Origin of the sequence: Neptuniibacter pectenicola (assembly GCF_001597735.1) — a bacterium.
GTDB lineage: Bacteria > Pseudomonadota > Gammaproteobacteria > Pseudomonadales > Balneatricaceae > Neptuniibacter > Neptuniibacter pectenicola.
The window spans coordinates 424,257-446,699 of the sequence record NZ_LUTS01000001.1 but is presented as its reverse complement, the minus strand read 5'-3'; the positions used below and the strand labels follow the sequence as shown (position 1 = coordinate 446,699).

The window sequence follows — 22,443 nt, the reverse complement described above, 5'->3', positions numbered from 1 at the left end:
AGGTCGACGGGCTAAGGATTAAACCTCATGAACGTATTACTGGTCGAAGATGAACAAAAAATTGCAGATTTTATCTGTGAAGGCTTGCGGGTAAAAAACTTTAATGTCATCCATTGCGCTGATGGCGATCAAGGCTATGAGATTGCGAGCCAGCAGCGCTTCGACGTTATTATCCTTGATATTATGCTGCCGGGCCGCGATGGGTTGGATATTCTTCGTACGCTTCGGGACGTCGGGGTTGAAACGCCTGTCATTCTGCTGACGGCACGTAACGAATTAGGTGATCGTGTTCAGGGCTTAGAGATGGGGGCTGATGATTACTTAGCAAAGCCTTTCTATGTGGAAGAGCTAAATGCGCGTATTCAGGCTGTACTGAGACGTCATAGTGGTCGTCCACAACATCGGCTGGAGGTAGGCTCGCTGCAGCTGGATTGCATTCACCGCAGTCTCCACTGTCAGGGGCAATCGGTCGAACTCACCCGTCGTGAATTTAGCCTGCTCGAGTATTTAATGCGCTCGCCAAATCAAGTCTTAACTCGGGGGCAGTTGCTGGAACATGTTTGGGGCTACGACTTTGACCCCTGTACCAATGTGGTGGATGTGTGTATTAAACGTATTCGTCGTAAGATCGCATCACTAGAAGGCGCGGGTAAGATGGTGGGCGCGATTGAATCCGTACGTGGTACGGGCTACCGTTTGAACGCCTGTTGAGGGAATAGCATGTATTTTCGCACGCGGATTATTACTATCTCCCTGCTAACGGTGAGCGCAGTGCTTGCGATTGTGATCACCTTGAGCTGGTCGCGTATTATGCAAGTAGAGCTTAATCGCCTTGATGCACGTCTCTGTATGGAAGCGCGGCGCATTATTCCTCGCTTGGATGCGGACGGTGTCCCTCGCAACCGGCCCCTTTCCAGTGCGGCTAGGATATCCGATAGTCAGCTGATTGATGACCTCGTCAACAAATTAAGAATTAGTTCACCGACCGGGTTAATGATACACCTAGAAGCGACTAAGTCGGGCCGCTTACGAACATCTGAGGGGGTTGATGTTAGCGGCGTGATTAGCAACATTAATTGGCTGAGCGCTGAACAGTTAGCATTAGCGGATAGAAACCAAACTAAGGCCCTTTGTCGCGTGGCCTTTTTTGAGCATGAACAAAAGCAATGGCGTGGCGCGCTATTAAAGGTTCGAGAGCATCAGAGTTTTATCGGTATTGATGTGGCAGCAACGACCAGTGAATTAAAAAGTACCTTGCGCGAAGCCCTAATCGTTGTGATTCCGTTCTCTTTTTTACTCAGCCTTTTAGGTTCTTGGGTGATTGCGAGTCACACCCTGCGGCCTATTAATCGTCTGCATCGTTCAATGGATAAGGTGACAGAGAAAGATCTGAGCCACCGCTTGCCTGAACATAAAGAAGATAAAGAGTTTCAACGCTTAATTGAAGCTTACAATACAATGCTCGATCGGCTTGAGGATAGCTTTCAGCAAATCTCACGCTTTACCGCTGATGCTGCCCACGAGCTGAAAACACCACTGACCGTTCTAAGAGGCAAGTTGGAACAAGCGGTGCTCGCTGAGAATCCATCGCAATTAGATCTCAATGCTATTCTTGATGAAGTTGGGCACCTCTCTGCGATTACGCGTAAATTACTGCTTCTGTCTCAGGCTGATTCGGGCTCCATGGCGCTTCACCTAGAGCCGGTTGATATGACGGATCTATTAGATGAGCTGACGGCTGATATGGAGTTGTTGTCCGATGACTTGGTGCTGCACTGTTCGATTGATCGAGGGCTGATAACAAAAGGCGACTACGTCTTACTGACCCAGTTGTTGAATAATTTGCTTGTTAATGTGATGCGCTATAGCTTGCCTGAAAAAGGCGTGACGATTAACGCGAGCGAAAACGAATCGACTCTTGAAGTGGTGATCAGCAACGCTTGTCTTCCGCTGTCAGCGCAGGTTAGAAGCCAACTATTTGAACGTTTTTACCGTGGAGAGTCAGCACAAACCCAAGGCGTTTCAGGCAGTGGTCTTGGGTTAAGTTTAGCGCGAGAGATCGCCCGCGCTCACGGCGGTGATCTGACACTTGAGCCCAGCGCCCACGATGCTGTAGTGATGAAATTAGTCTTGCCCATCGTTAAATGACAGCATTGTCATCCATCCCCTCCACCTAATCGTTAGACTTAAGGTCGTTGATTCATTTATTACCTTAATGTTTAAAGCGATTGGGTTATGCCGACGAAAGCTGTTGCTTCCCTATTGAACGTCACTTCGATACTGCTTGTGTCGGGGGATGCGTTACCTATGAATTCTTCATGAGATTGAGATGAAACAGAAGACGAGAAATATACTGATAGGCCTCCTTTTGATAGCCGTTGTTGCCATCGGCGTGGGGTATAAATACACGATGGCGCAGCAGGTTCAGCCGGCCTTTATCACTGATGCGGTAAAGCGTGGGAATATTGAAAATGTTGTGTTGACGAACGGTGTGCTGTACCCCTCGAAGTTGGTGAGTGTGGGTGCTCAGGTGTCAGGCTTGATCGAAAAGATAGATGTTCAGGTGGGGGATGCGATTAAAAAGGGTGAGTTGATTGCTCAGATAGATAACCTGACGCAACAAAACGCCCTAAAAGAGGCGGAAGCCTCACTTAGGAGCCTTAATGCTCAATACACCGCAAAGCAGGCCCAGATTAAAGTCGCATTATCTGAATTTAAACGTAAACAACAATTGTTGGCGAGAGGGGCTACCTCCCAAGCGGAATATGATACGGCGGAATCACTACTGGCCGTTTATCGGGCAGAACTCGATCAGCTTAGCGCTGAGAAAGAGAAGTCGATTATCAGTGTGGATAACGCCAAGCTTAATCTTGGGTACACCACCATAGCATCCCCTATTGACGGCACGGTGGTCTATGTTTCGGTCGAAGAGGGACAGACCGTGAATACCAATCAGGGGACGCCCAGTATTATTGAGCTGGCACAGCTAGATGTGATGACCATTAAGGCGCAGGTGTCTGAAGCCGATATCATCAATGTGAGTGCAGGGCAGGAGGTTTATTTCACCATCTTAGGCGCGACGGATAAGAAGTATCACAGTGTTTTACGGGCGATTGAACCCGGTCCTACTTTGCTCAGTGGTGATGATAGCGACCTAACGATTGGTGATGATGAAGCGATCTACTACAACGCTCTGTTTGATGTGGATAACCCCGACAACCTATTGCGCTTTGGTATGACTGCGCAGGTCTCCATTATTTTAGAACGGGCAGGGGATGCATTGCTGGTGCCTTCACAAGTGTTAGTCGCTAAACGGGGGGGTAAGGCCGCTTATAAAGTGCTGGTGAAAAACAAGGATGAGGTGGAATACCGCGATGTGACGGTGGGTATCAATAATAAAATCTACGCACAAATATTGTCAGGTCTTACTGACGCAGATGAGATTGTGGTCGGCCAAGCGTCAAGCGGTAAGGGGGCTGGAGCGGCGAGAACGGGGGGGCTTGGTGGTGTGCTCGGACAAAGTCGACCGAATTTAGGTCCAGGTAGAAGGTGATAAGCCATGACTGAAGCACTATTAAATGTGGTGGGTGTGAGTCGTAGCTTTTCTGCTGGAGAAGACGAACTAACGGTATTGAAGGAGATAAATCTCCAGGTTAATCGTGGCGAGATGGTGGCGATTATCGGCGCTTCGGGTTCGGGAAAGTCGACCCTGATGAATATCCTCGGCTGTTTGGATAAACCCAATAAAGGGCATTACTTCATCAATGGCCAAGATACCTCGGCGATGGATGAAAATGAGTTGGCGGCGCTACGGCGTGAATACTTCGGCTTTATTTTCCAGCGTTATCATCTATTGGGTGATTTAACCGCATTGGGAAACGTCGAAGTGCCGGCCCTTTATGCGAATGAAGGGTCTCATGAGCGACAGAAAAAAGCGACGCAGTTGCTCACTAGGCTGGGGTTGAGTGATCGCTTAGAGCATAAGCCAAATCAGTTGAGTGGTGGCCAGCAGCAGCGGGTGAGTGTCGCAAGGGCGTTGATTAATGGCGGTGATGTGATTCTCGCGGATGAACCGACCGGTGCGTTAGATAGCACCAGCGGTGAAGAGATGATGAAGCTGCTGCGTGAGCTACACCGTGATGGCCACACGATTATTTTGGTGACACATGATCCGCATATTGCTGAGTTTGCCGATCGCGTGATTGAGATCAAAGATGGTGAGATCATTGGCGATACACGTAATGATAACGTCAATGCCTACCAATCGAGCGACCGTGCGGCAACCGAGCTTGTCGATAACCCCCCACAAACCCATCCACAAACGGCTAAACAGCAAACAACTAAGTACCGTATCAACTGGTCTCGCTACCTCGAAGCGCTAAAAATGGCGTTGATTGGGATGTCTAATAATCGTCTGCGTACGTTTCTGACCATGCTCGGTATCATTATTGGTATTGCCTCCGTGGTATCGGTGGTTGCACTAGGGGCTGGGTCGCAGCAATCGATTATGGCGAACATCGCGTCTATGGGTACCAATACCATTGAGATAAAACCTGGAACCGGTCGCGGTGATCGGCGTTCTGGACGGATTCGCACACTGATGGCGGCGGATGCTGATGCGCTGAAAACCTTGTCTTTTGTCGATAGTGTTACCCCAACGGTGAGAGCCAATGTGGCGATTCGTTATGCCAGTGAAGCGGTGACCGGGTCAGTGCAAGGGGTGGGCACGGATTACTTCCGTGTGCGCGGTTATAGCTTAGCGCAGGGTCAGTTTTTTGCTGAAGACAGTGTGGTCGCGATGGAGCAGGTGGCGGTGATTGACGAAAACACCGAGCAAGCGCTTTTTGCTGAAGGGAATGCACTGGGTAGCGTTATCTTTCTTGGTCACCTGCCGGTCCGGGTGATTGGCGTAACAGAGCCCATTGAAAGTGTTTCTAGTAACAGTGATGAACTGAATGTTTGGTTGCCTTATACCACCGTATCGGGGCGTATTTTCCGGCAAAACTATGTCAGTGATATCACCGTCAGAGTGGATGAAAATGTCGAGAGTGAGGTGGCAGAGCAGGGTATTATTAGCCTGCTAACGATGCGTCATGGCACGGTAGATTTCTTTACGATTAATACCGACACTATACGCAAAAGTATTGAGAAAACATCAGCCACAATGACCATGCTTATCTCGGCTATCGCTTTTATCTCGCTGCTGGTGGGCGGCATCGGTGTCATGAATATTATGTTGGTTTCTGTTACCGAGCGGACCCGTGAGATTGGTATACGCATCGCCGTTGGCGCAAGGCAAACGGATATTATGCGGCAGTTTTTAATTGAAGCGGTACTGGTCTGTTTTTGTGGTGGTGCGTTGGGGATTGGGCTAGCTTATTTTGTTGGCGTAATCTTTAGCTACAGTGGCAGTGATTTCCAGATGGTTTATTCGGGTACCTCTATCATTGCAGCGTTTGCTTGTTCGACATTAATTGGCGTTCTGTTTGGTTATCTTCCCGCCCGTAATGCCGCACGACTTAATCCTATTGATGCGCTTTCTCGCGATTAGGCTCGCGATTTTTACAACATTAGGTTGCAGCATACGATACTTTTCCAATAAAAATCCGGTTTAAAACCGGTTTTTTATATAGTGCTCTACAGCGAGAGTCGTTCGATATGACCGTTAAGTCATCAGCGGTTCTTTATTTCCATAAAACTGTCGTAATTCCTTGATCCCAGTATGGTAATCGCCGTAGCATGAGTTTGGAATAGGCTGGAGCACCCCATGAAAGAGCTATTAAAGTTAAACGGATTTTTTGCATTTATATGCGTCGCATTTATTAATGCCTTTGTCGATCTTGGTCATAAAATAATCATTCAAAATACGCTCTTTAAGGCCTATGACGGTGATTTACAAATACTGTTGACCGCCGTGGTCAATGGCTTGATCTTGCTACCCTTTATTTTACTTTTCACCCCCTCGGGATTTTTAGCGGACAAGTATCCTAAAAATAAGGTGATGCAGCTCTCTGCGTGGGGCGGTGTGGTGATCACCTTGTTAATTACGGCGTGTTATTACCTTGGCTTATTTATCCCTGCGTTCGCATTAACGTTTGTTTTGGCTCTGCAAAGTGCTTTTTATTCGCCTGCTAAGTATGGATATATCAAAGAGTTAGTGGGTGCGAATAACCTGAGTGAAGGCAATAGCTGGATTCAGGCGGTGACGATGATCGCTATTTTAAGTGGCATTGTTGTTTTCTCGCTGCTATTTGAATTGAGTTTGGACGGCGCGGCGCAGCTTTCCCCTGAAGAGAGCTTAATGTTGTGCGCGCCCCTCGGTTGGCTTTTAGTGACGGGTGCGGTTGTTGAACTGTATTTAGCGTATCAGCTGCCTGAGTTGCAGAAAACGGATAAGAAAGCGATTTTTGATACTAAGGCCTATCTAACGGGCCGGGCTTTAAAACGCAACCTTGGTTTACTTAAAAGTAAGCGACCTATCTGGTTGTCGATTATTGGATTATCTATTTTTTGGTCCATCAGTCAGGTGATGTTGGCGGTTTTTCCTGCGTTTGCCGAAGAACATATGGATCAACATAATACCTTCGTGATTCAAGGTATTATGGCGTTTGCGGGTATAGGGATCATGGTGGGGTCCATAGTGGCGGGGCGTTTCTCTAAACATTATATCAATGTTGGTTTAATTCCTGTTGGGGCCGTTGGTGTTGCGGGTGGACTGATTCTCTTACCTCAGCTCGATACTATGGTTATACAGGCGGCGGTCTTCTTTTCGATTGGCCTGTTTGGCGCATTAATGTGTGTGCCATTAAATGCATTAGTACAGTTCCATGCGGGTGAAACTGAAACGGGGCGAGTCTTGGCGGGTAGCAACTTCATTCAGAATCTTATGATGCTGAGCTTTCTATCACTAACGGTGCTATTTGCGTGGAATAGTATTGATGGCCTCTGGTTGCTTTGGTTGCTGGCCGCATTAGGGTGTGGGGGCGCTATCTATGCGATTGTCACCTTGCCCCAGGCGTTTATTAAAGTCTTAGTGATGCTCCTGTTTCGCCGGAAATATAACCTTCAGGTACTGGGTTTTGAAAACTTACCTGAAGCGGGTAAAGGGACGTTGCTATTAGGTAATCATATTAGTTGGTTAGATTGGGCAATGATCCAGATGGCCTGTCCTCGCCATATCCATTTTGTGATGGAGCGCAGTATATATGAGCGTTGGTATCTCCGTTGGTTCTTAGATCTATTTAAAGTAATTCCTATCTCTCAGGGTAAGAGCCGTCAGGCGCTTGAGCAGGTACGTGACTTAATCAGTAGTGGTGAGGTGGTGTGCTTGTTCCCTGAAGGTGCGATCAGCCATATAGGCCAACTAGGTGAATTTAGACGCGGTTTCGAAAAAGCCTGTGAAGGGGCGGACGGTGTCATTGTACCTTTCTATATGCGTGGGTTGTGGGGAAGCCGTTTCTCCCGCTCGACCGATAAAATGAAAACCATTCGCCGTAGCGGTTCTAAGCGTGATGTGATCGTTGCTTATGGTCAGCCGATGCCGATTGATAGTTGTGCAGCTGAGGTTAAACAGAAGGTGTTTGAACTATCGATTCGCACCTGGGAGCAATATACAGAAACCCTTGAAACACTTCCAAGTGCCTTTGTTCGTAGCATGAAAAATGCCGACGGTGGTTATGCGATAGCCGATGTGGATGGTGGGCCGCTGAGTCACCGAAAGTTGTTAACCGCAACGGCTTTATTTAGAAAACGAATGGTGCAGACCGCGGGAGATAATATTGGCTTGTTGGTACCGACGTCGAGTGCCGGAGCGATCGTCAATATGGCTGCGTTAATGGCGGGAAAAACCGTAGTTAATATGAACTTTACAGCTCCCGTCAGTTCACTAAAGTCCGCGTTGGAACAGGCGGATGTGAAAACCATTGTTACATCTCGTCGTTTTGTTATTAAGCTGAAGGCTCGAGGGGTTGATCTTTCTGAGCTGTTTGAAGGCCGTGAATTGCTATACATGGAGGAGATTAAAGAGCAGATCAGTAAAGCTGAGGGGCTGTTGACGTTAGGGCTCGTGTCGCTGCTGCCCACGTCATGGTTACAATATTGGTTGTGTCATAAGGCGCACGTTGATCAAACGGCGGCCATACTGTTTTCCTCAGGTAGTGAGGGTGCGCCTAAGGGGGTGATGTTAAGTCACCGGAATATTATGGGGAACCTGCGTCAAACGGCTGATGTGCTCAATGTACGTGAAGATGATTGTATTATGGCTACTTTACCCCTGTTTCATGCGTTTGGGTTAACAGTAACCTGTTTTATGCCACTCATTGAAGGGATGCCTGTGGTTTGTCATCCAGACCCAACGGATGCCGCTAAAATAGGTAAAGGTGTGGCCCGTTATAAAGCAACATTGATGTGTGCTACGTCCACTTTCCTACGTTTATATACACGGAATAAGCGGGTTCACCCACTGATGTTTCAGTCGCTTCGGGCGGTCGTCGCGGGTGCAGAGAAGCTTGATGCTGCTGTGCGAGACGGGTTTGAAAAGAAATATCATGTACCGGTTGTGGAAGGCTATGGCTCTACAGAAACTACGCCGGTAGCCAGTACTAATTTACCTGATGCTTTAGATACAGACTGGTGGACAATACAGGTGGGCAACAAACCCGGTACGGTTGGTATGGCCTTACCCGGCTCGACCTTCCGTATAGTGGACCCGGAAACCTTAGATGAGCTCCCTATAGGTGAAGATGGGTTGATTCTGATTGGGGGGACTCAGATTATGCAGGGGTACCTGAATGATCCAGAGAAAACTGCGGAAGTGGTTGTCGAATTAGAGGGTATTCGCTGGTATAAAAGTGGTGATAAAGGCCACTTAGATGACGATGGATTTTTAACGATTGTTGATCGTTATAGCCGTTTCGCTAAGCTGGGCGGGGAGATGGTGAGCCTTACTGCAATAGAGGGCGAAGTGCGTCGTATATTAGAGTTGTCTGAGCAACCTTTAGTTGCAGTTAATCTACCTGATGTGAAAAAGGGCGAGAAGGTCATTCTGCTTATTGAGGGGATTGACGTTGATGATGTGCGGGACCGTTTAGTCAAAGGTGGAATGGCGCCGATGATGATACCGTCAGATGTCTATAGCGTTGAGGCCGTCCCTGTTTTAGGCAGTGGTAAAACAAACTTTAGTGCGGCCCGAGAGATGGCTGAGGCTATGGCTCGCCCCGTATAAACAGCGCGGTGTATGTGCTTCGTTTTAGTAGGAGTTACCTCTGTTAATGTAATTCCTACTAATCTACTTGGTTATTATGCGTTATACTGTGAGTCTATATAATTTAGAAGGTCATAATGAGTTTTTTTAAACAGTTTTTTAACCGACATTATAAAGCTCAGAAAGCGGAGAGAACCGTGTCAAATATTGAATCTAAAGTCACTGACTTGTTAGCGGAAATCGATGATCCGTTGATGGGGACTGATCTTATTACTGCACACCATGTTAAAGAAGTGTCTTTAACCTCTGGTAAATTAGTGATCGCAATTGAGTTGGTTTATCCAAGCGAAGGTGTGGCAGCAACATTTAAACAACGTATCAGTGAAAAAATGTTGGCCTTGGGTGAGGTGTCTGAATGTGACGTGATTTTGAGTCATCAGATTGCTTCCAATCAAGGGCAAAACCAACTCCCTTCGATGTCAGGTGTTAAAAATGTTATTGCCATCGCTTCAGGTAAAGGGGGGGTTGGTAAATCGACCACGGCGGTGAACTTAGCGTTGGCGATGGCGGCTGAGGGTGCCAAAGTCGGTATTCTTGATGCCGATATTTATGGCCCAAGCCAGGGCATGATGCTCGGTGTAGACGAAGGAGTTCGCCCTTCTCAACATGATGAGAAGCATTTTAACCCTATTGAAGCGCATGGCTTACAATCGATGTCGATGAGTTATCTAATCGAAGATAATACGGCGATGGTATGGCGAGGCCCAATGGCGGCAGGTGCGTTACAGCAGCTGCTAACGCAAACACGCTGGCATGATCTTGATTACCTGTTTATTGATATGCCACCGGGCACCGGTGATATTCAGTTGACGTTATCGCAGAAGGTACCGGTTGCGGGGGCCGTTATTGTAACAACGCCGCAGGATATTGCTTTGCTGGATGCGAAAAAAGGGATAGAGATGTTTCGTAAAGTCGATATTGATGTACTCGGGGTCATTGAAAATATGAGTACCCATATATGCAGTAACTGTGGCCATACTGAAGCGATCTTTGGCGATGGCGGTGGAGAGGAGATTGCTGCGCTATATGATACTGAGCTCTTAGGTAAATTACCCTTGGCTTTATCGATTCGTCAGCAAGTTGACTCTGGCTCACCAACTGTTGCAGCTGATCCTGAGGGTGAATACGCACTTATCTACAGAGAGGTAGCACGTAAGTTAGCGGCAAGGCTGGCTACAAAAAATGCTAGCCATGTTGAGGTTCCTTCAATCGTGATATCTGACGATTAATAGCCGCGTAGTTTGCTAGAATAAGCGACTCTTTTTACGTTTGTTGATTACTTGACTGAGATCAAAAAGTAACCAGTTATTTTGTTAGACTCTAAAATCTTGTCTACACTGATAGTTCTGACGATTAGATAGACCACATAAAAATAAATGAGGGTTGTTGTTATGGATTATAGAGAGACAGCAGATATTAAAGAGATACAGATGAAGCCTTCAACGCCTTCCCGTAGCGATATGGCAAGGGAGCTTCGTAAACAAGATGATTGCTTAAGAGATGAAGGTAATACCGCAGCAGAGTTCTGGCTTGCTGAGCAATATGAGAAAACAGCTAACCTGCTTAATTAATCTGGTTTTATGAGGTATTGTTAATAAATAACATAAACGGCCCTTAGTGGGTCGTTTTTTATATGTGTTGAGTGTGATTGATCTTTGTTCATCTCTATGAAAAAAGGTACAATACGCGGCTAGCAAATTATTAACTACTGGATAGGCCAATATGGGCATTAAAGCTGATCGTTGGATTCGTCGTATGGCGGAAGAGAAAGATATGATTTCACCCTTTGAGCCGGGTCAGGTTCGTGAGGTTGCTGGATCACGTATCGTCTCTTATGGAACATCGAGTTACGGCTACGATGTGCGTTGTGCGAATGAGTTTAAAATATTCACCAACATCAACTCATCCATTGTTGATCCCAAAGATTTTGATGACGGCAGTTTTGTCGATGTTCAATCAGATGTTTGCATCATTCCTCCAAACTCGTTTGCGTTAGCGCGTACCGTTGAGTACTTTAAAATCCCTCGGGATGTGCTAACTATCTGTTTAGGCAAAAGTACATACGCTCGTTGCGGTATTATTGTCAATGTCACACCTTTAGAGCCTGAGTGGGAAGGTCACGTTACGTTAGAATTTTCTAACACTACGCCATTGCCCGCTAAAATTTATGCCAATGAAGGGGTTGCTCAAATGCTTTTCCTTCAAGGGAGTGAGGTATGTGAAACCTCATATAAAGATCGTGATGGTAAGTATCAGGGGCAGACCGGTGTTGTGGTTCCTCGTACTTAAGTTTGACTGTATCTATAAATGATTTTAAAGCACGAAAAAATTAGTCTATTTTGGGATCAGCTCCAAGAAACCATTGAACAGCTTCTATCCAGTAGAAGTGACGATCGTTTCGAGGCGGAGCCGTTGCTCAAGCAATACCGTGAACAATTACAAAAAATTGATAGCAACCTGACATTTCATTTTCAGAGTGATGAAGATGAAGAGGGGGCTTTAGAGATGGTTTTTGGCTGTGACGGCTTTCCTGAATCCATCCATTCAGTTTTAAGTGTGATTGGCGCTGCTCCTGAACTGTCGGGTATTGAGTTTAAAGCATTTAATAATCGTTATGACCCGATTCCTCTATCCGTCAATATTGGCGATGAGTTTTGTGAGATAGATGACTTTTGGTGCCGTGTAAGTGTTGTAAATGATCGTATGCATTTAGAGATCTATTTAGAGAATGCACCTAAAGTGCTCGATATGGATCCACGTGTTGAGGCTGTTATGATCTATCTAGACGCGCTTATTGGTGAGTATGAGCTGATGACCCGAGTATGGGCATTAGATTGGTTTGAGATACCTGCTTCGCCAGAGGATTATGGCTTAATCAGATTGGTTGATTTACGTGATTATTTTGACGAAATTAAACAGGGCGCATCGCCGATAGGGATCACGTTGCATTAGTTCTGCACTCAGCATTTTTAGCTATATCGTAGACTAAAAGTGCTGAACGCAGTCGAGGCTATATAAACGAGTCTATTCATTGCTCAGTTGTCTGAGAGAATATAAACGCTGCCTTCTTCATCTTCGGTTTGTTTTTCACCTGCTTGAAATAAAATACGCATTTTTCCCCTTCCTTGTGTTTTTTAGTTGCTTCCTAAGTAACAATCGACCATTGTTTTATTAACCTTAGCGTTTACATTGCATTTTTCATTATTTGGCTAGGAATTAGGCGTTTTATGAGTGGATTGCTAACAGCGTTACTCGAAGAGATCCGTATTGAATATGTTTCGCGGATGCAGGCCAGTGGGTGCAATGAACCTTATTTAACCGCTGAGCGTTTATGTCATGAGCGGTTGTTCCTTGAAGCTGATCTGTTGGCTGAGATAATAGAGCAGGACCCAACCCTGCTGGCTGCACGTGCAGGCGATTTAATTATGAATCGCCAAGAAAGCGAGAACCCTTCGGTTGGAATTATCGTCTGTAGCAATATATTAGCGGCTGCGTTAGAAGGGCTGTTGGCTGTGGCAGTTGATCGAGCGTGGTTAGAGGTCGATGATGATGGACGTATTTTAGTTGATGATGAGGAGCTGCTGAGAGATAGTCAGTACCCTATTAGTATCGATTACAGCCGCTCAGAAACGGCAAAGCGAAATATTAGTCAGGGGGGTGTTAGTAAACTATCTCAACTATTCGCTGCTGCAGAATCAGATTATCTTGATTCATTACAGCAAAGTACGCGTGATGTGGACGCTTATCAGCGCGCTTTGGATATTTCGTCAAGCCATGCTGTTTTTGCGCCGGAAGAGATCTCACCACTTGTTGCCGAAAACCCGTTACTGTTAGGTCTGAGGCCTGAAGATATGATGGACGAGGACCTGTTTGACGGTGACCCGCCTGCGGGTTTAATCATTAGCGCCCATTTGACCCATATGATGCTCCAGCACATGCTTGAATTAGGTGTGGAGCAGGGCGTATTGGTGCTGGATAGTAGCGGTCACATTATTGTGCCCGATCTGCCAAAAGCCCCGCCAACTATCCACTAGCTAAACCTGTTAAAGGGTGTCGAAATTAATCTTGTTTTCCGCCACATGAAATAGTGATGCCACTACTTGGCGGTCATAACGCTTGCCGGCATCTTTTAGAAGGGTCGCTAATGCTGTTTCGACCGGTAAGCTCTCTCTGTATGCCCTTGGGCTAATCATGGCAACAAAATCGTTAACGGCTGTCAGTATTCGAGCGTTGAGTAACAGTGCATCACCGGATATGCCTTGAGAGCCTGAGCCATCCAAGTACTCATGTTTTTGCAAGATGGTTTCTAGTACGGGGCCGTCAAACTCAATATTTTGTAGTATTTCCCGTGTGTGTTGTACTTCGTTTTTGACCACTGCACGCTCTTCTGCTGTAAGCGGCTCCGTTTTTGTGAGTAACGCTTGTGGAATGGATAACTTTCCTAAGTTACAAAGGTTTGCTGCAATCTCAAGCGCATCACGATCACTCTCTTTGAATGCCATTGCGTCGGCGACTGCGACCGCTATTTTGGCTGTTTTTTGCGAATGGTTCGCTGAGTAAGGGTCGTGTAGATCGATCGCATTCATGAGTGATTGCATGATTTGTCGAAGCAGTTGGGTTTGTTGTTTCTGGTGTTCCTCAATCAACGTAATGTCATGGAAATGCAGCATCACCGCTGATGTTTCGCCATAGAGCATGGGGACTAAATTGATAACAAATGTACTGACCTTTCCTTTGAGTTCTAGTGACTTTTTAGATGTACTCTCTTTTTGATTTGCAAAGCACGCTTTAATGAGAGGGGACAGCTGCTCAGCATAATGGCTTCCGAGTACTGAGTTTAGGTTTTTCCCTTCGCTATCTTCTGGATCTATTGCAACTTGGCTGGCTAGGGCGTGGTTAATAAAGGCAAGGTTGATGTTTTGGTCAACGATCATAACCATATCGGTTACATTGTTATTGATCGCATCAAGTAGGCTGGTCTTCTCTTTTAGTGCAAGGGTGGTGGCGCGTAGTACTTCATTTGACTTCTGTTCTTTCAGTAGGTGGCCATACCAGCCGGCAGCAACTAGCATTGCCAGTAACGCCAGAGTGCCAAGTATCAGCATCATTTGCAGATCAGCTTGTTCGTCTAAACTTTGTCCGAGGGCATCCCTTCTGTCGACTTTAATGATGAGCTTAAGGTCGGTGCTGGCAATATCACGGCTAACGGCGAGCACCTCAATGTTACGGTAATCTATTGCCTGAATGAATTGGCCGGGTGTATTAAAGGCCTGCGCTGCTGCGGTTTGTCCGTTCGTGGGGATGAGCTTGTTAAGGGTTGAGTCTCTATCTTGGCGTAAAGGGCTTGCATATACGAGGCCGTCATCCTTTTTCTGTAACAGGGCTGATTCTAACGACTGTAATTCGACACTAAAGTTGCGCAGTAAACTATAGAGCTCATTCTCGGCGTTTTTAATACCGATAAGGTAGCCTATTATCTCATCTTCGGCGCCAAATTGAGGTAAACCTGTTATTGCGCTAACGAATGCAATTTGCCCGACTTGGTTTTCATTTTTCCATATATGGGTGGGAGAAACGCTGCCGATTGTTAGGTTTGATTGCAGTGTGTCTTTAATTGCTTGGCTGATGGGAGCTAAGCCAGGTGTGCCTGCGACCAGTTTTAAGTCGGCGTCATAGAGCGCAAGTGAGGTGTTAGCGATAATTCTTAAATTTGCATTAATGCTGCTTCGCGCTTTATCGGTATAGCCTTCACGGTTAGCGGCAGCAATAATTAGGTTGCGCAGATAATCAATTTGCGCGGTTTTCTCTTGTTCAGCGGACGACTTTCCATTTAAGCGTTGAAGGTATAAGCGAACGGAGTTGTTATCGGTGATCTCTTTCAGCGGTGCTTCTGTTGCAAACATCCACCGTGTAACGCTTAGGCTTTGATTGTCGGCCAGGGCTGATAGTGTGGTTTGCCAATGCTGTACACTTTGCGCTTGTTGGTTTTCAGTGAAACGGTTAATTAACAACATACATATCAAAAAGATAAGTGTGAGGCTGATAACTCCAGTAGTTAATATGCGCTTCATTGTTAAGGCCCGATATGTGTAAGTAAGTTATGAATTACAGATAGCTTGATACTAGCAGTAATCTTAGTAAACCGGCATATGTAACCACCAGCGTTTTTCATTAACGGTGTACAGAGGGGTGTAGTGTTTAATGTTGCGATGGGATATGACCTGCCGACTTTGATTATCAAGAATGAGTTCATCCCCTCCGTACTTGACGGCGAGTACCGCGTGGCCAATACGTAAGTTTGTGTCTTGCAATACAACAATGCGTAACTCATCGTTACTGAAACCGAGTAAACGTAATGAGAAAAATTTCGTGAGGGAGTAGTCCTCACAATCCCCGCTTCGTGATAAAAATTCTTTCACTACGGCCCAGTAATCCGCTTTTCCGTAATTGTCTATATCTTGGATGTAAGGTTGGCGGTTTGCATATTGGTTGACGCGCTCAAGTTGCTGGCGTTTTGGTAGACCTCTGATGCTCTCAAGAAAACTATACCAGGGCTTCAAATTGCATAGGCCGGATTGGCGACATATCTCTTCAGGTGTGTCTTCTCTTAAATGACGCTCCATGTAGCTAAGCCAATCAGGCAGTTCACTCAGTGTGCGCTGGGGTAATTCTTGTGAGCCAAAGAGCCCCGCATGGGTTTGAGGTGCCCATGTCAAAGGGAAAAATAACATGACTCCGAATATGAGGAGTGAACAGCGTGCTCTCATTAGCAATTATCTCAATATGTCCCTGATCATGTAAGCATATCTAACTAAGCTAAAAATACTACTGCTCAAGCCGTTTAAAGCTTATTTCAGACAATTAGCGTGCCCGTGGCGGTTAATGTTGATGCGCATTATGGCTGAGCCGTACCAATAGTACTGAAATATCTCATTTGAATGAAAAAAAATACAGTGGATGTTTGGTTGTTTTTTGTACTGTTTTTTACGATAGGGGCTATTCTTAGGGTAAGTAAGAACGTAGATGATAAATTCAAAAGCTGTAGGGCGCAGCTTTTGAGGGGGTGTGTGATGAACTTAAAAATAGGTATTGTAACGGCGTTAGTCTCTTCGTTGTTAGCATCATCGGTTTTTGCAAATCAGCAAGAAGATGATGAGCAAGATTCGGTTCGTGAGTGGGGGCCTTGGGCGATGCCGGTCACGACCGCTGCAGGGCCTGAAGCGGCTGTTAATCCCCTTTTACTTGCGGGAGGCGGGGGGCCTGAATATGTTTTTTTTGACCCTGATATTTCAGGTAATCCTGATAGCGAGGTTTCTGGAGGCTGTTTGCCAGGTGCCGCTTGTGGTTATGCTACTTATTATCCGCTCGTACATGATTTTTCTGAAAGTGAGCGTCAATCACTGCAAAGACGCTCACCCAATGGGTTGTTGGTGCGAATGGGGGTGTCTAGTTTGACGCCTGTTGTCGCTGGGTTTTCTATGGAAGGCTATGAATCTGAAAGTCAGAGCATTAGGCGTTACGATGCACTAGGTTTTTCTGTGACGCCTAATGGGGATGATCCCCGCTATATTAATATCGAGTCTCTAACACTAGATGAGCGAATGCGCTTAAATTCAATGTTAACGCATTATGGTTATGATGAAGACAATCTACGTTTAGATGGTTTGACGGATACGTCTATTCGTTGCTTGGGTAACTGTCGTGGGCCTTTTGCGCCGTATATGAGACTTGATCATGGCCGCTTAGGTGGTTTAGACGGACGAAACGTATCTCATGGGCTTTGGTTCTCTAGTGCGCTAAATCGCGACGAACAATACGCGCAGGCTTATTTGGGTAGTTTTATCTTTGGCGTGAGCTCTACCTTGGATGATCTAACAGCGCTGCAAGATGAGTTGAGTGCTATGAATAGTTTTGCTGAGCTGAGTGGTGATCTCATTGCTCAATATAAAGGACATAGTGCATGGGGGGCGCCTGTGCAGTTGAGTGTTAACTTCTCAAATCAAACGTGGGGAGGTTCTTTTAATGGGGGGTATGATGGGCAGGTGATGACCTATGCGAGCGAAAATGGAACGACAGTTGTTGGGCAGGTCGGTTTTAATATTCAGGGTGGTACAATTAATGGTATTAATTTGAGTGCCGACTCGAATGCGCTCAGTGCCTTTGATGGCGCTGTTTCAGGCACTGTTAATGCTTCTTTTTTCGGTGAGAAAGGGGGCGAGATTGCGGGTGTGGCCGATATAGTTAAAACGCAGGCAGGTACCCAACCCAATGTACCTTCAGTGAATGTCGAAGGTTATACTGATGCGGTTCACGTAACAACGTTTAATACGAGTCGTCAAATATCACCGCAAGCGAACGGTATCTAACGGGTGTTCGTCTTTATTAGAGGGTGTTATTCGACTAAAAGGCACTTTTAAAAGGTGCCTTTTTGGTTGTGTGAAATATACTCAGTAGTTATACTCCCTTTCAATAAACGCTGGTCATTATCAATAGCGTACATACGAAAAGGGGATTTAGAGTATGAAAAATTACAGCGGGGTTTCTGTGCTGTCAGGTGTTTTACTGTCAATGGTGGCGACGTCAGGTATGGCAGAGGAAAACACAGCAGAGCAGTTTGATCCGGAGCAGTTTTTCAAACAGGGCATGGAGGCACGTGAAAAAGGTTCTCCTTATAGTGCAATTGAATCATTCCAAACGATTCTAAGTAACCAGCCCTCACTTCACCGTGCGCGACTTGAATTGGCTGTTGCTTATATGCAGACGCTGCAATATCAAGAAGCTGAAGCGCAAGCACAAACGGTGCTAGATGACCCTCAAACTCCTGCAAGTGTACGTGTATCTATATTGGCATTTTTAGCGCAGTTGAAAAGAGATGAAGAGCAGCTAACGCCGCAGCATGATCATAAGTTTAACCTTTCCGCTGGAGTCTTATTCGATAGCAATGTAAACGTAGGGCCATCAAGCTCTGTTGTGAATGTTAACGGCACTCCTTTTACCATTACGGGTGGTTCCCCGGTCAGTGATAATGCACTGGTGGTTAGTGGTAGTTATGATCATAGCTATCGTACAGGTAAGACACTTCGTTTAGGGCAGAGTACAGGTATGTTGTTCTGGCAGAGTGGCGCGTCGGTTTATCATCGTGGTTATGATACGGAAGATGATTTTAACCTAGATGTTTTGTCATTGCGTACAGGGCCTGCGGTTATTACTAACAAAAAATGGCGTGGTAACATCGCTTTGCAAGTGGATCATATCCGTTTAGGCGGTAATGATTTAGCTAACTATATTGGTCTTCAGCCATCGATGACTTGGTCATTTGATGGGAGTACTGAATTAACAGTTGATGCTGAGTTTACTGACCGTAACTTCCAAGAAGCAACGGATCAGGGGCGTGATTCTGATTATTACTCCGTTGGTATAGCGCTTGGTAAAGGTTATAGAAATAACACAGTGGGTGTTCAAGCGGGTATTGAAGGTTTTGAAAACGATGCGAATGAGGCGGAGTTTTCTAATAATGGTTGGGAAGTGTTTGCTGGTGTAAATTGGCAAGTTAAGCCGACTACGAGTTTGTTTAGCCGTTTATCCTATAATGAATCCGATTTCAAAGGTGTAGTTACAGGGGTGGGTAAAGTTAGAGATGATGAGCAGATTCAGCTTATTATTGGTGGTAAGCACACCTTTGCTAATGAGCTAGAGTTGTCTGCGGTATGGATGAGATCTGAGGCTGATTCGAATGTTGAGTTGTATCAGTACGATCGTAATCAGCTATCAATCAATTTGGCTAAAAAGTTCTAACGTCCGCACGTGATTTTTTTGAAAGGCCCCTTTTTAGGGGCCTTTTTTTCATTATTTTTTTGGCCTAGCCTTCATCTTCTCGTCATTATTTAGCTCTGCTAGACGAAAAATACTGGTGATATACCATCGCTAAACTATAATTTATATAAGTTAAGATGCTTTTCGAAAGGCTAGGGGGACACCCTTTTGTGTTTGGTGCTTGATGGATGAATGGGAGTAGCTATCTATTTGTTTACTAAGTAGTTAAATTTTTATCAGTTTGCTGCTGTTTGAATAGGCTTGTACGTGCTTAGGTATGAAAATGAGCTACTACCCTCTTAACTATTGGCAATATCGTTGATGTTGTTGTTTATTTTTGTAGGAAAAACAACGTGTGTTATACGTATTTCTTGTTTGAAAGTGGTGAGCGGTAATTGTTTTTTTATAGTTAAATAAAAAATACTTACCTGTACCTTGGTACAATTACAAACATGACTTATATGTATAAAATATAAACATATACTAATTATTACCCGCCTATGTTTAAACACTAGGAGCTGGGTCGCTCATTAAGATAAGGGATATAATGATGTTTAAGCGAAATCTAGTTTCTGTATCTATAGCTTCGATTCTTTTAGTTGCACCTTTAGTGGCTTCGGCTAATACAGGGTCTTCGGATGATGAAGACTCTGTACAATCTTGGGGTCAGTGGGCGCAAAACTTTGCGACTGCAGCGGGTGGTGAAGTTAACACAGCAGCCTTAGGATTAGCATTTGCTGGTGTAGGTCAAGGTGAGACGGGTCGTAATGGACAAAATGAACCTGGGTTTGGTGTACCAGTAGATCCACTAGATCCAGGTGCTGCCGATATTGCATTATGCGAAGCCGGTGCAATCTGTGGGTTTGTTACCATTCGAGAATCTAACTATTCTCAAAGCTCGGCTCCAGCGTCTCAAAGCGAACAAAGTAGACTTCCAGTACCGACAAGATTTGCTGTTGTTGATGTAGGTACTTTTACCGCAGAGGTGCATGAAGTGGATACCGATCGCCCTAATTGGAGACGGGTTCTGTTTCCTCATATAGGAGGTTCGTTTACTGTTCAGGGTAATGAGGGGTATGAGCTAACGGTTGAGGATGCTATAGGTACTTTTGGTTATGGCTGGGGTGGCTTAGCTAAACAGGAAGGGAGTACTTATTCTCGAGCCTTCTTTGATAACGTCTTCCCTCTATTAGGTGTGGCTGAGGGTACGTGGTCCGATAGTACGTTGTCTCGTTCTGGTTTTGATAATGCTAATGGCGCTGTTTGGGCGGGTATTACAACCTCTTTGGATCAGTTAAATGATTATACTGGTTCTAATGGTGTCATCGCTTCTTATAGCGGTATTACCATGCATGGAGGTACGTTCGCGGCATCCATCGATTTTGGCAATAATACATGGAATGGTGCTTGGAATAATGGCGATGTTCAAGGTGATGGCTTTGTTCGTACAACAGCTACTAATGTTGTAGGTCAGGTTGCTTTTGCTGTTACTAATGGTACGGTTGATGGCATTAACTTTATGGCAAATTCAGGTAACTTGAGTGCTGTTGATGGCGTGGTAACGGGTTCGGTTAACGGTGCCATTTTTGGTGGTAATGCTCAATCTGTAGTCGGTATGGTTGATATTGTTAAGTCTACAAATGAATACACTGACTTACAGCATGAGACGCTGTTTGCGGGTGTTAATGACGCGATTACTTCTCCTGTGCCTCGCTAGGCTCTGTATCTTTTTAGTATAAAAAACCAAGGCAGTTGCCTTGGTTTTTTTTTCTGAAATTTTTGTAGGAAGAGTTAAAGTTATTATTTTTCTGTTATGACTACCTAATTTGTAAAGAGTTGACTGTCTTGAGAGTAGGATTATTAGCATTAAGTCAATCGATGCTCGGTAGCTTACGTGATTTAGCGCCTATTGTGCTCGTTATTGCATTTTTTCAGCTTGTTGTTTTACAGCAGCCGATTCCTGATTTTTTTAACCTTCTTGTTGGCTTTTTGTGTGTCGTTGCCGGCCTTACTTTTTTTATTTATGGCTTAGAAATGGGGTTGTTTCCCATTGGTGGGAGTATGGCGTATGAGTTTGCGAGAAAAGGAAGTCTTTTTTGGTTATTACTTTTTGCGTTTGCTCTAGGTGTGGGAACGACTGTAGCCGAGCCTGCATTAATTGCGGTCGCGGCTGAAGCGGCTCAGGTGGCTGCAGCTGGTGGTATGATCGCTATGGAGCCTCAAGCTCAACTTGAATATGCGTCCGGCCTTAGATACACCGTCGCTTTTTCTGTTGGCTTTGCAATTGTTTTGGGGGTGCTTCGTATTCTTAAAGGGTGGCCAATTCAATATATGATTATTGGTGGTTATCTTTTAGTGGTTATTATGACTTTTTTTGCGCCTAAAGAAATAATTGGAATAGCGTATGATTCGGGTGGCGTCACCACCTCGACTATTACAGTGCCTTTAGTGACTGCTCTGGGGGTTGGGTTGGCTTCTTCTATTAAGGGGCGTAATCCGATGATTGATGGCTTTGGGTTGATTGCCTTCGCTTCACTTTCTCCTATGATTTTTGTAATGGCCTATGGAATGTTGATGTAATGGGATTTTGGGAGCAATTTGCTGATATTACACTTGCTACCATAAAAGATGTAATACCTATTGTGGTTATTCTTTTTGGTTTTCAGTTTGGTGTGATCAGACGGCGTATAGCCAACCTTCGAAAGGTGTTAGTTGGTTTTGTTTATGTAGTGCTTGGTCTTGCACTATTTTTGTTAGGACTAGAAAAAGCGTTGTTCCCTATTGGCCGTTTAATGGCTGAGCAGTTAACAGATCCTGATTTTATTCGTGCTTGGAGTGGCCCTTCCGATATGGGCCTTCGTTGGTATGATTATTTTTGGGTGTATATCTTTGCCTTTGCTATAGGTGCCAGCACAACAATTGCCGAACCCTCTCTTATTGCTGTAGCTATGAAGGCGAATGAGGTTTCGGGGGGCTCTATAGGTGTTTGGGGACTTCGGATTGCGGTTGCTATAGGGGTTGCTATAGGGATCTCTTTAGGTGCTTGGCGTATAGTTACAGGGTACCCGATTTACTGGTTTATTATTGCTGGTTATATCATTGTTGTTATTCAAACATTTTTTGCCCCTAAAATGATCGTGCCGTTAGCATATGATTCTGGTGGGGTTACAACATCAACGGTCACGGTTCCTTTAGTTGCAGCATTAGGCTTAGGGTTAGCTGAAACCGTGCCGGGACGTAGCGCTTTAATAGATGGTTTTGGCTTGATTGCATTTGCTAGTTTGTTTCCGATAATAACGGTTATGGCATATGCGCAAATTGCAGAATTACGTACTAAACGTAGCAAGATAACGGACTAATAGTAGTCG

At 45.3% G+C, this 22,443-nt stretch carries 17 protein-coding genes; 15 read left to right on the top strand and 2 right to left on the bottom strand.

Going from position 1 to position 22,443, the window contains the following annotated elements; translation table 11 throughout:
* Positions 1-27 precede the first annotated feature (27 nt).
* The 10 genes from A3773_RS01985 to A3773_RS01940 all read left to right on the top strand — a co-directional run bounded on the left by A3773_RS01985 (position 28) and on the right by A3773_RS01940 (position 13,296).
* A complete protein-coding gene (locus A3773_RS01985) occupies positions 28-711 on the top strand; it encodes a response regulator transcription factor (protein WP_067982319.1) in 684 nt (227 codons plus the stop codon).
* Between the two features lie 9 nt (positions 712-720).
* A complete protein-coding gene (locus A3773_RS01980) occupies positions 721-2,148 on the top strand; it encodes an ATP-binding protein (protein WP_067982316.1) in 1,428 nt (475 codons plus the stop codon).
* A gap of 181 nt (positions 2,149-2,329) precedes the next feature.
* Complete coding sequence (locus tag A3773_RS01975; protein ID WP_067982312.1) at positions 2,330-3,553, top strand: efflux RND transporter periplasmic adaptor subunit; 1,224 nt, start codon at positions 2,330-2,332, stop codon at positions 3,551-3,553.
* A 6-nt stretch (positions 3,554-3,559) separates the two neighbouring features.
* Positions 3,560-5,551, top strand: coding sequence for a MacB family efflux pump subunit (locus tag A3773_RS01970; RefSeq protein WP_067982308.1), 1,992 nt, complete (start codon positions 3,560-3,562; stop codon positions 5,549-5,551).
* A 216-nt stretch (positions 5,552-5,767) separates the two neighbouring features.
* A complete protein-coding gene (locus A3773_RS01965) occupies positions 5,768-9,223 on the top strand; it encodes an acyl-[ACP]--phospholipid O-acyltransferase (RefSeq protein WP_067982305.1) in 3,456 nt (1,151 codons plus the stop codon).
* 176 nt (positions 9,224-9,399) lie between these two features.
* A complete protein-coding gene (gene apbC / locus A3773_RS01960; RefSeq protein ID WP_067982727.1) occupies positions 9,400-10,491 on the top strand; it encodes an iron-sulfur cluster carrier protein ApbC in 1,092 nt (363 codons plus the stop codon).
* Positions 10,492-10,653: 162 nt separating this feature from the next.
* Positions 10,654-10,833, top strand: coding sequence for a hypothetical protein (locus tag A3773_RS01955; RefSeq protein WP_067982302.1), 180 nt, complete (start codon positions 10,654-10,656; stop codon positions 10,831-10,833).
* A gap of 151 nt (positions 10,834-10,984) precedes the next feature.
* Entirely contained in the window at positions 10,985-11,551 is a 567-nt protein-coding gene (gene dcd, locus A3773_RS01950; protein ID WP_067982299.1) for a dCTP deaminase, read from the top strand.
* 18 nt (positions 11,552-11,569) lie between these two features.
* Positions 11,570-12,214 (top strand): hypothetical protein, encoded by a 645-nt coding sequence (locus tag A3773_RS01945; protein ID WP_067982294.1) that lies wholly within the window; start codon positions 11,570-11,572, stop codon positions 12,212-12,214.
* A 275-nt stretch (positions 12,215-12,489) separates the two neighbouring features.
* Positions 12,490-13,296 (top strand): hypothetical protein, encoded by an 807-nt coding sequence (locus tag A3773_RS01940; protein WP_067982291.1) that lies wholly within the window; start codon positions 12,490-12,492, stop codon positions 13,294-13,296.
* 9 nt (positions 13,297-13,305) lie between these two features.
* Here A3773_RS01940 and A3773_RS01935 read toward each other — a convergent pair whose 3' ends face one another.
* Entirely contained in the window at positions 13,306-15,276 is a 1,971-nt protein-coding gene (locus A3773_RS01935; protein ID WP_067982287.1) for an HD domain-containing phosphohydrolase, read from the bottom strand.
* Positions 15,277-15,396: 120 nt separating this feature from the next.
* Positions 15,397-15,993, bottom strand: a complete 597-nt coding sequence (locus A3773_RS01930; protein WP_075109452.1) for a transglutaminase-like cysteine peptidase — start codon at positions 15,991-15,993, stop codon at positions 15,397-15,399.
* A gap of 339 nt (positions 15,994-16,332) precedes the next feature.
* Here A3773_RS01930 and A3773_RS01925 point away from each other — a divergent pair, with 339 nt between their 5' ends.
* The 5 genes from A3773_RS01925 (at position 16,333) to A3773_RS01905 (ending at position 22,434) form a co-directional block, all read left to right on the top strand.
* The gene (locus A3773_RS01925; protein ID WP_067982281.1) at positions 16,333-17,628 is read left to right on the top strand and encodes a HupA family protein; all 1,296 of its coding nucleotides are present in this window, start codon (positions 16,333-16,335) and stop codon (positions 17,626-17,628) included.
* Positions 17,629-17,782: 154 nt separating this feature from the next.
* Positions 17,783-19,057: an outer membrane protein assembly factor BamD gene (locus A3773_RS01920; RefSeq protein WP_067982278.1), complete on the top strand. Its 1,275-nt coding sequence runs from the start codon at positions 17,783-17,785 to the stop codon at positions 19,055-19,057.
* Positions 19,058-19,622: 565 nt separating this feature from the next.
* Positions 19,623-20,792: a hypothetical protein gene (locus A3773_RS01915; RefSeq protein ID WP_156473416.1), complete on the top strand. Its 1,170-nt coding sequence runs from the start codon at positions 19,623-19,625 to the stop codon at positions 20,790-20,792.
* Positions 20,793-20,953: 161 nt separating this feature from the next.
* A complete protein-coding gene (locus tag A3773_RS01910) occupies positions 20,954-21,655 on the top strand; it encodes a DUF1538 domain-containing protein (protein WP_067982269.1) in 702 nt (233 codons plus the stop codon).
* On the top strand, positions 21,655-22,434 hold the full coding sequence (locus A3773_RS01905) for a DUF1538 domain-containing protein (RefSeq protein WP_067982266.1): 780 nt from the start codon (positions 21,655-21,657) through the stop codon (positions 22,432-22,434). The genes A3773_RS01910 and A3773_RS01905 overlap by 1 nt, the downstream gene beginning before the upstream one ends.
* Positions 22,435-22,443 lie beyond the last annotated feature (9 nt).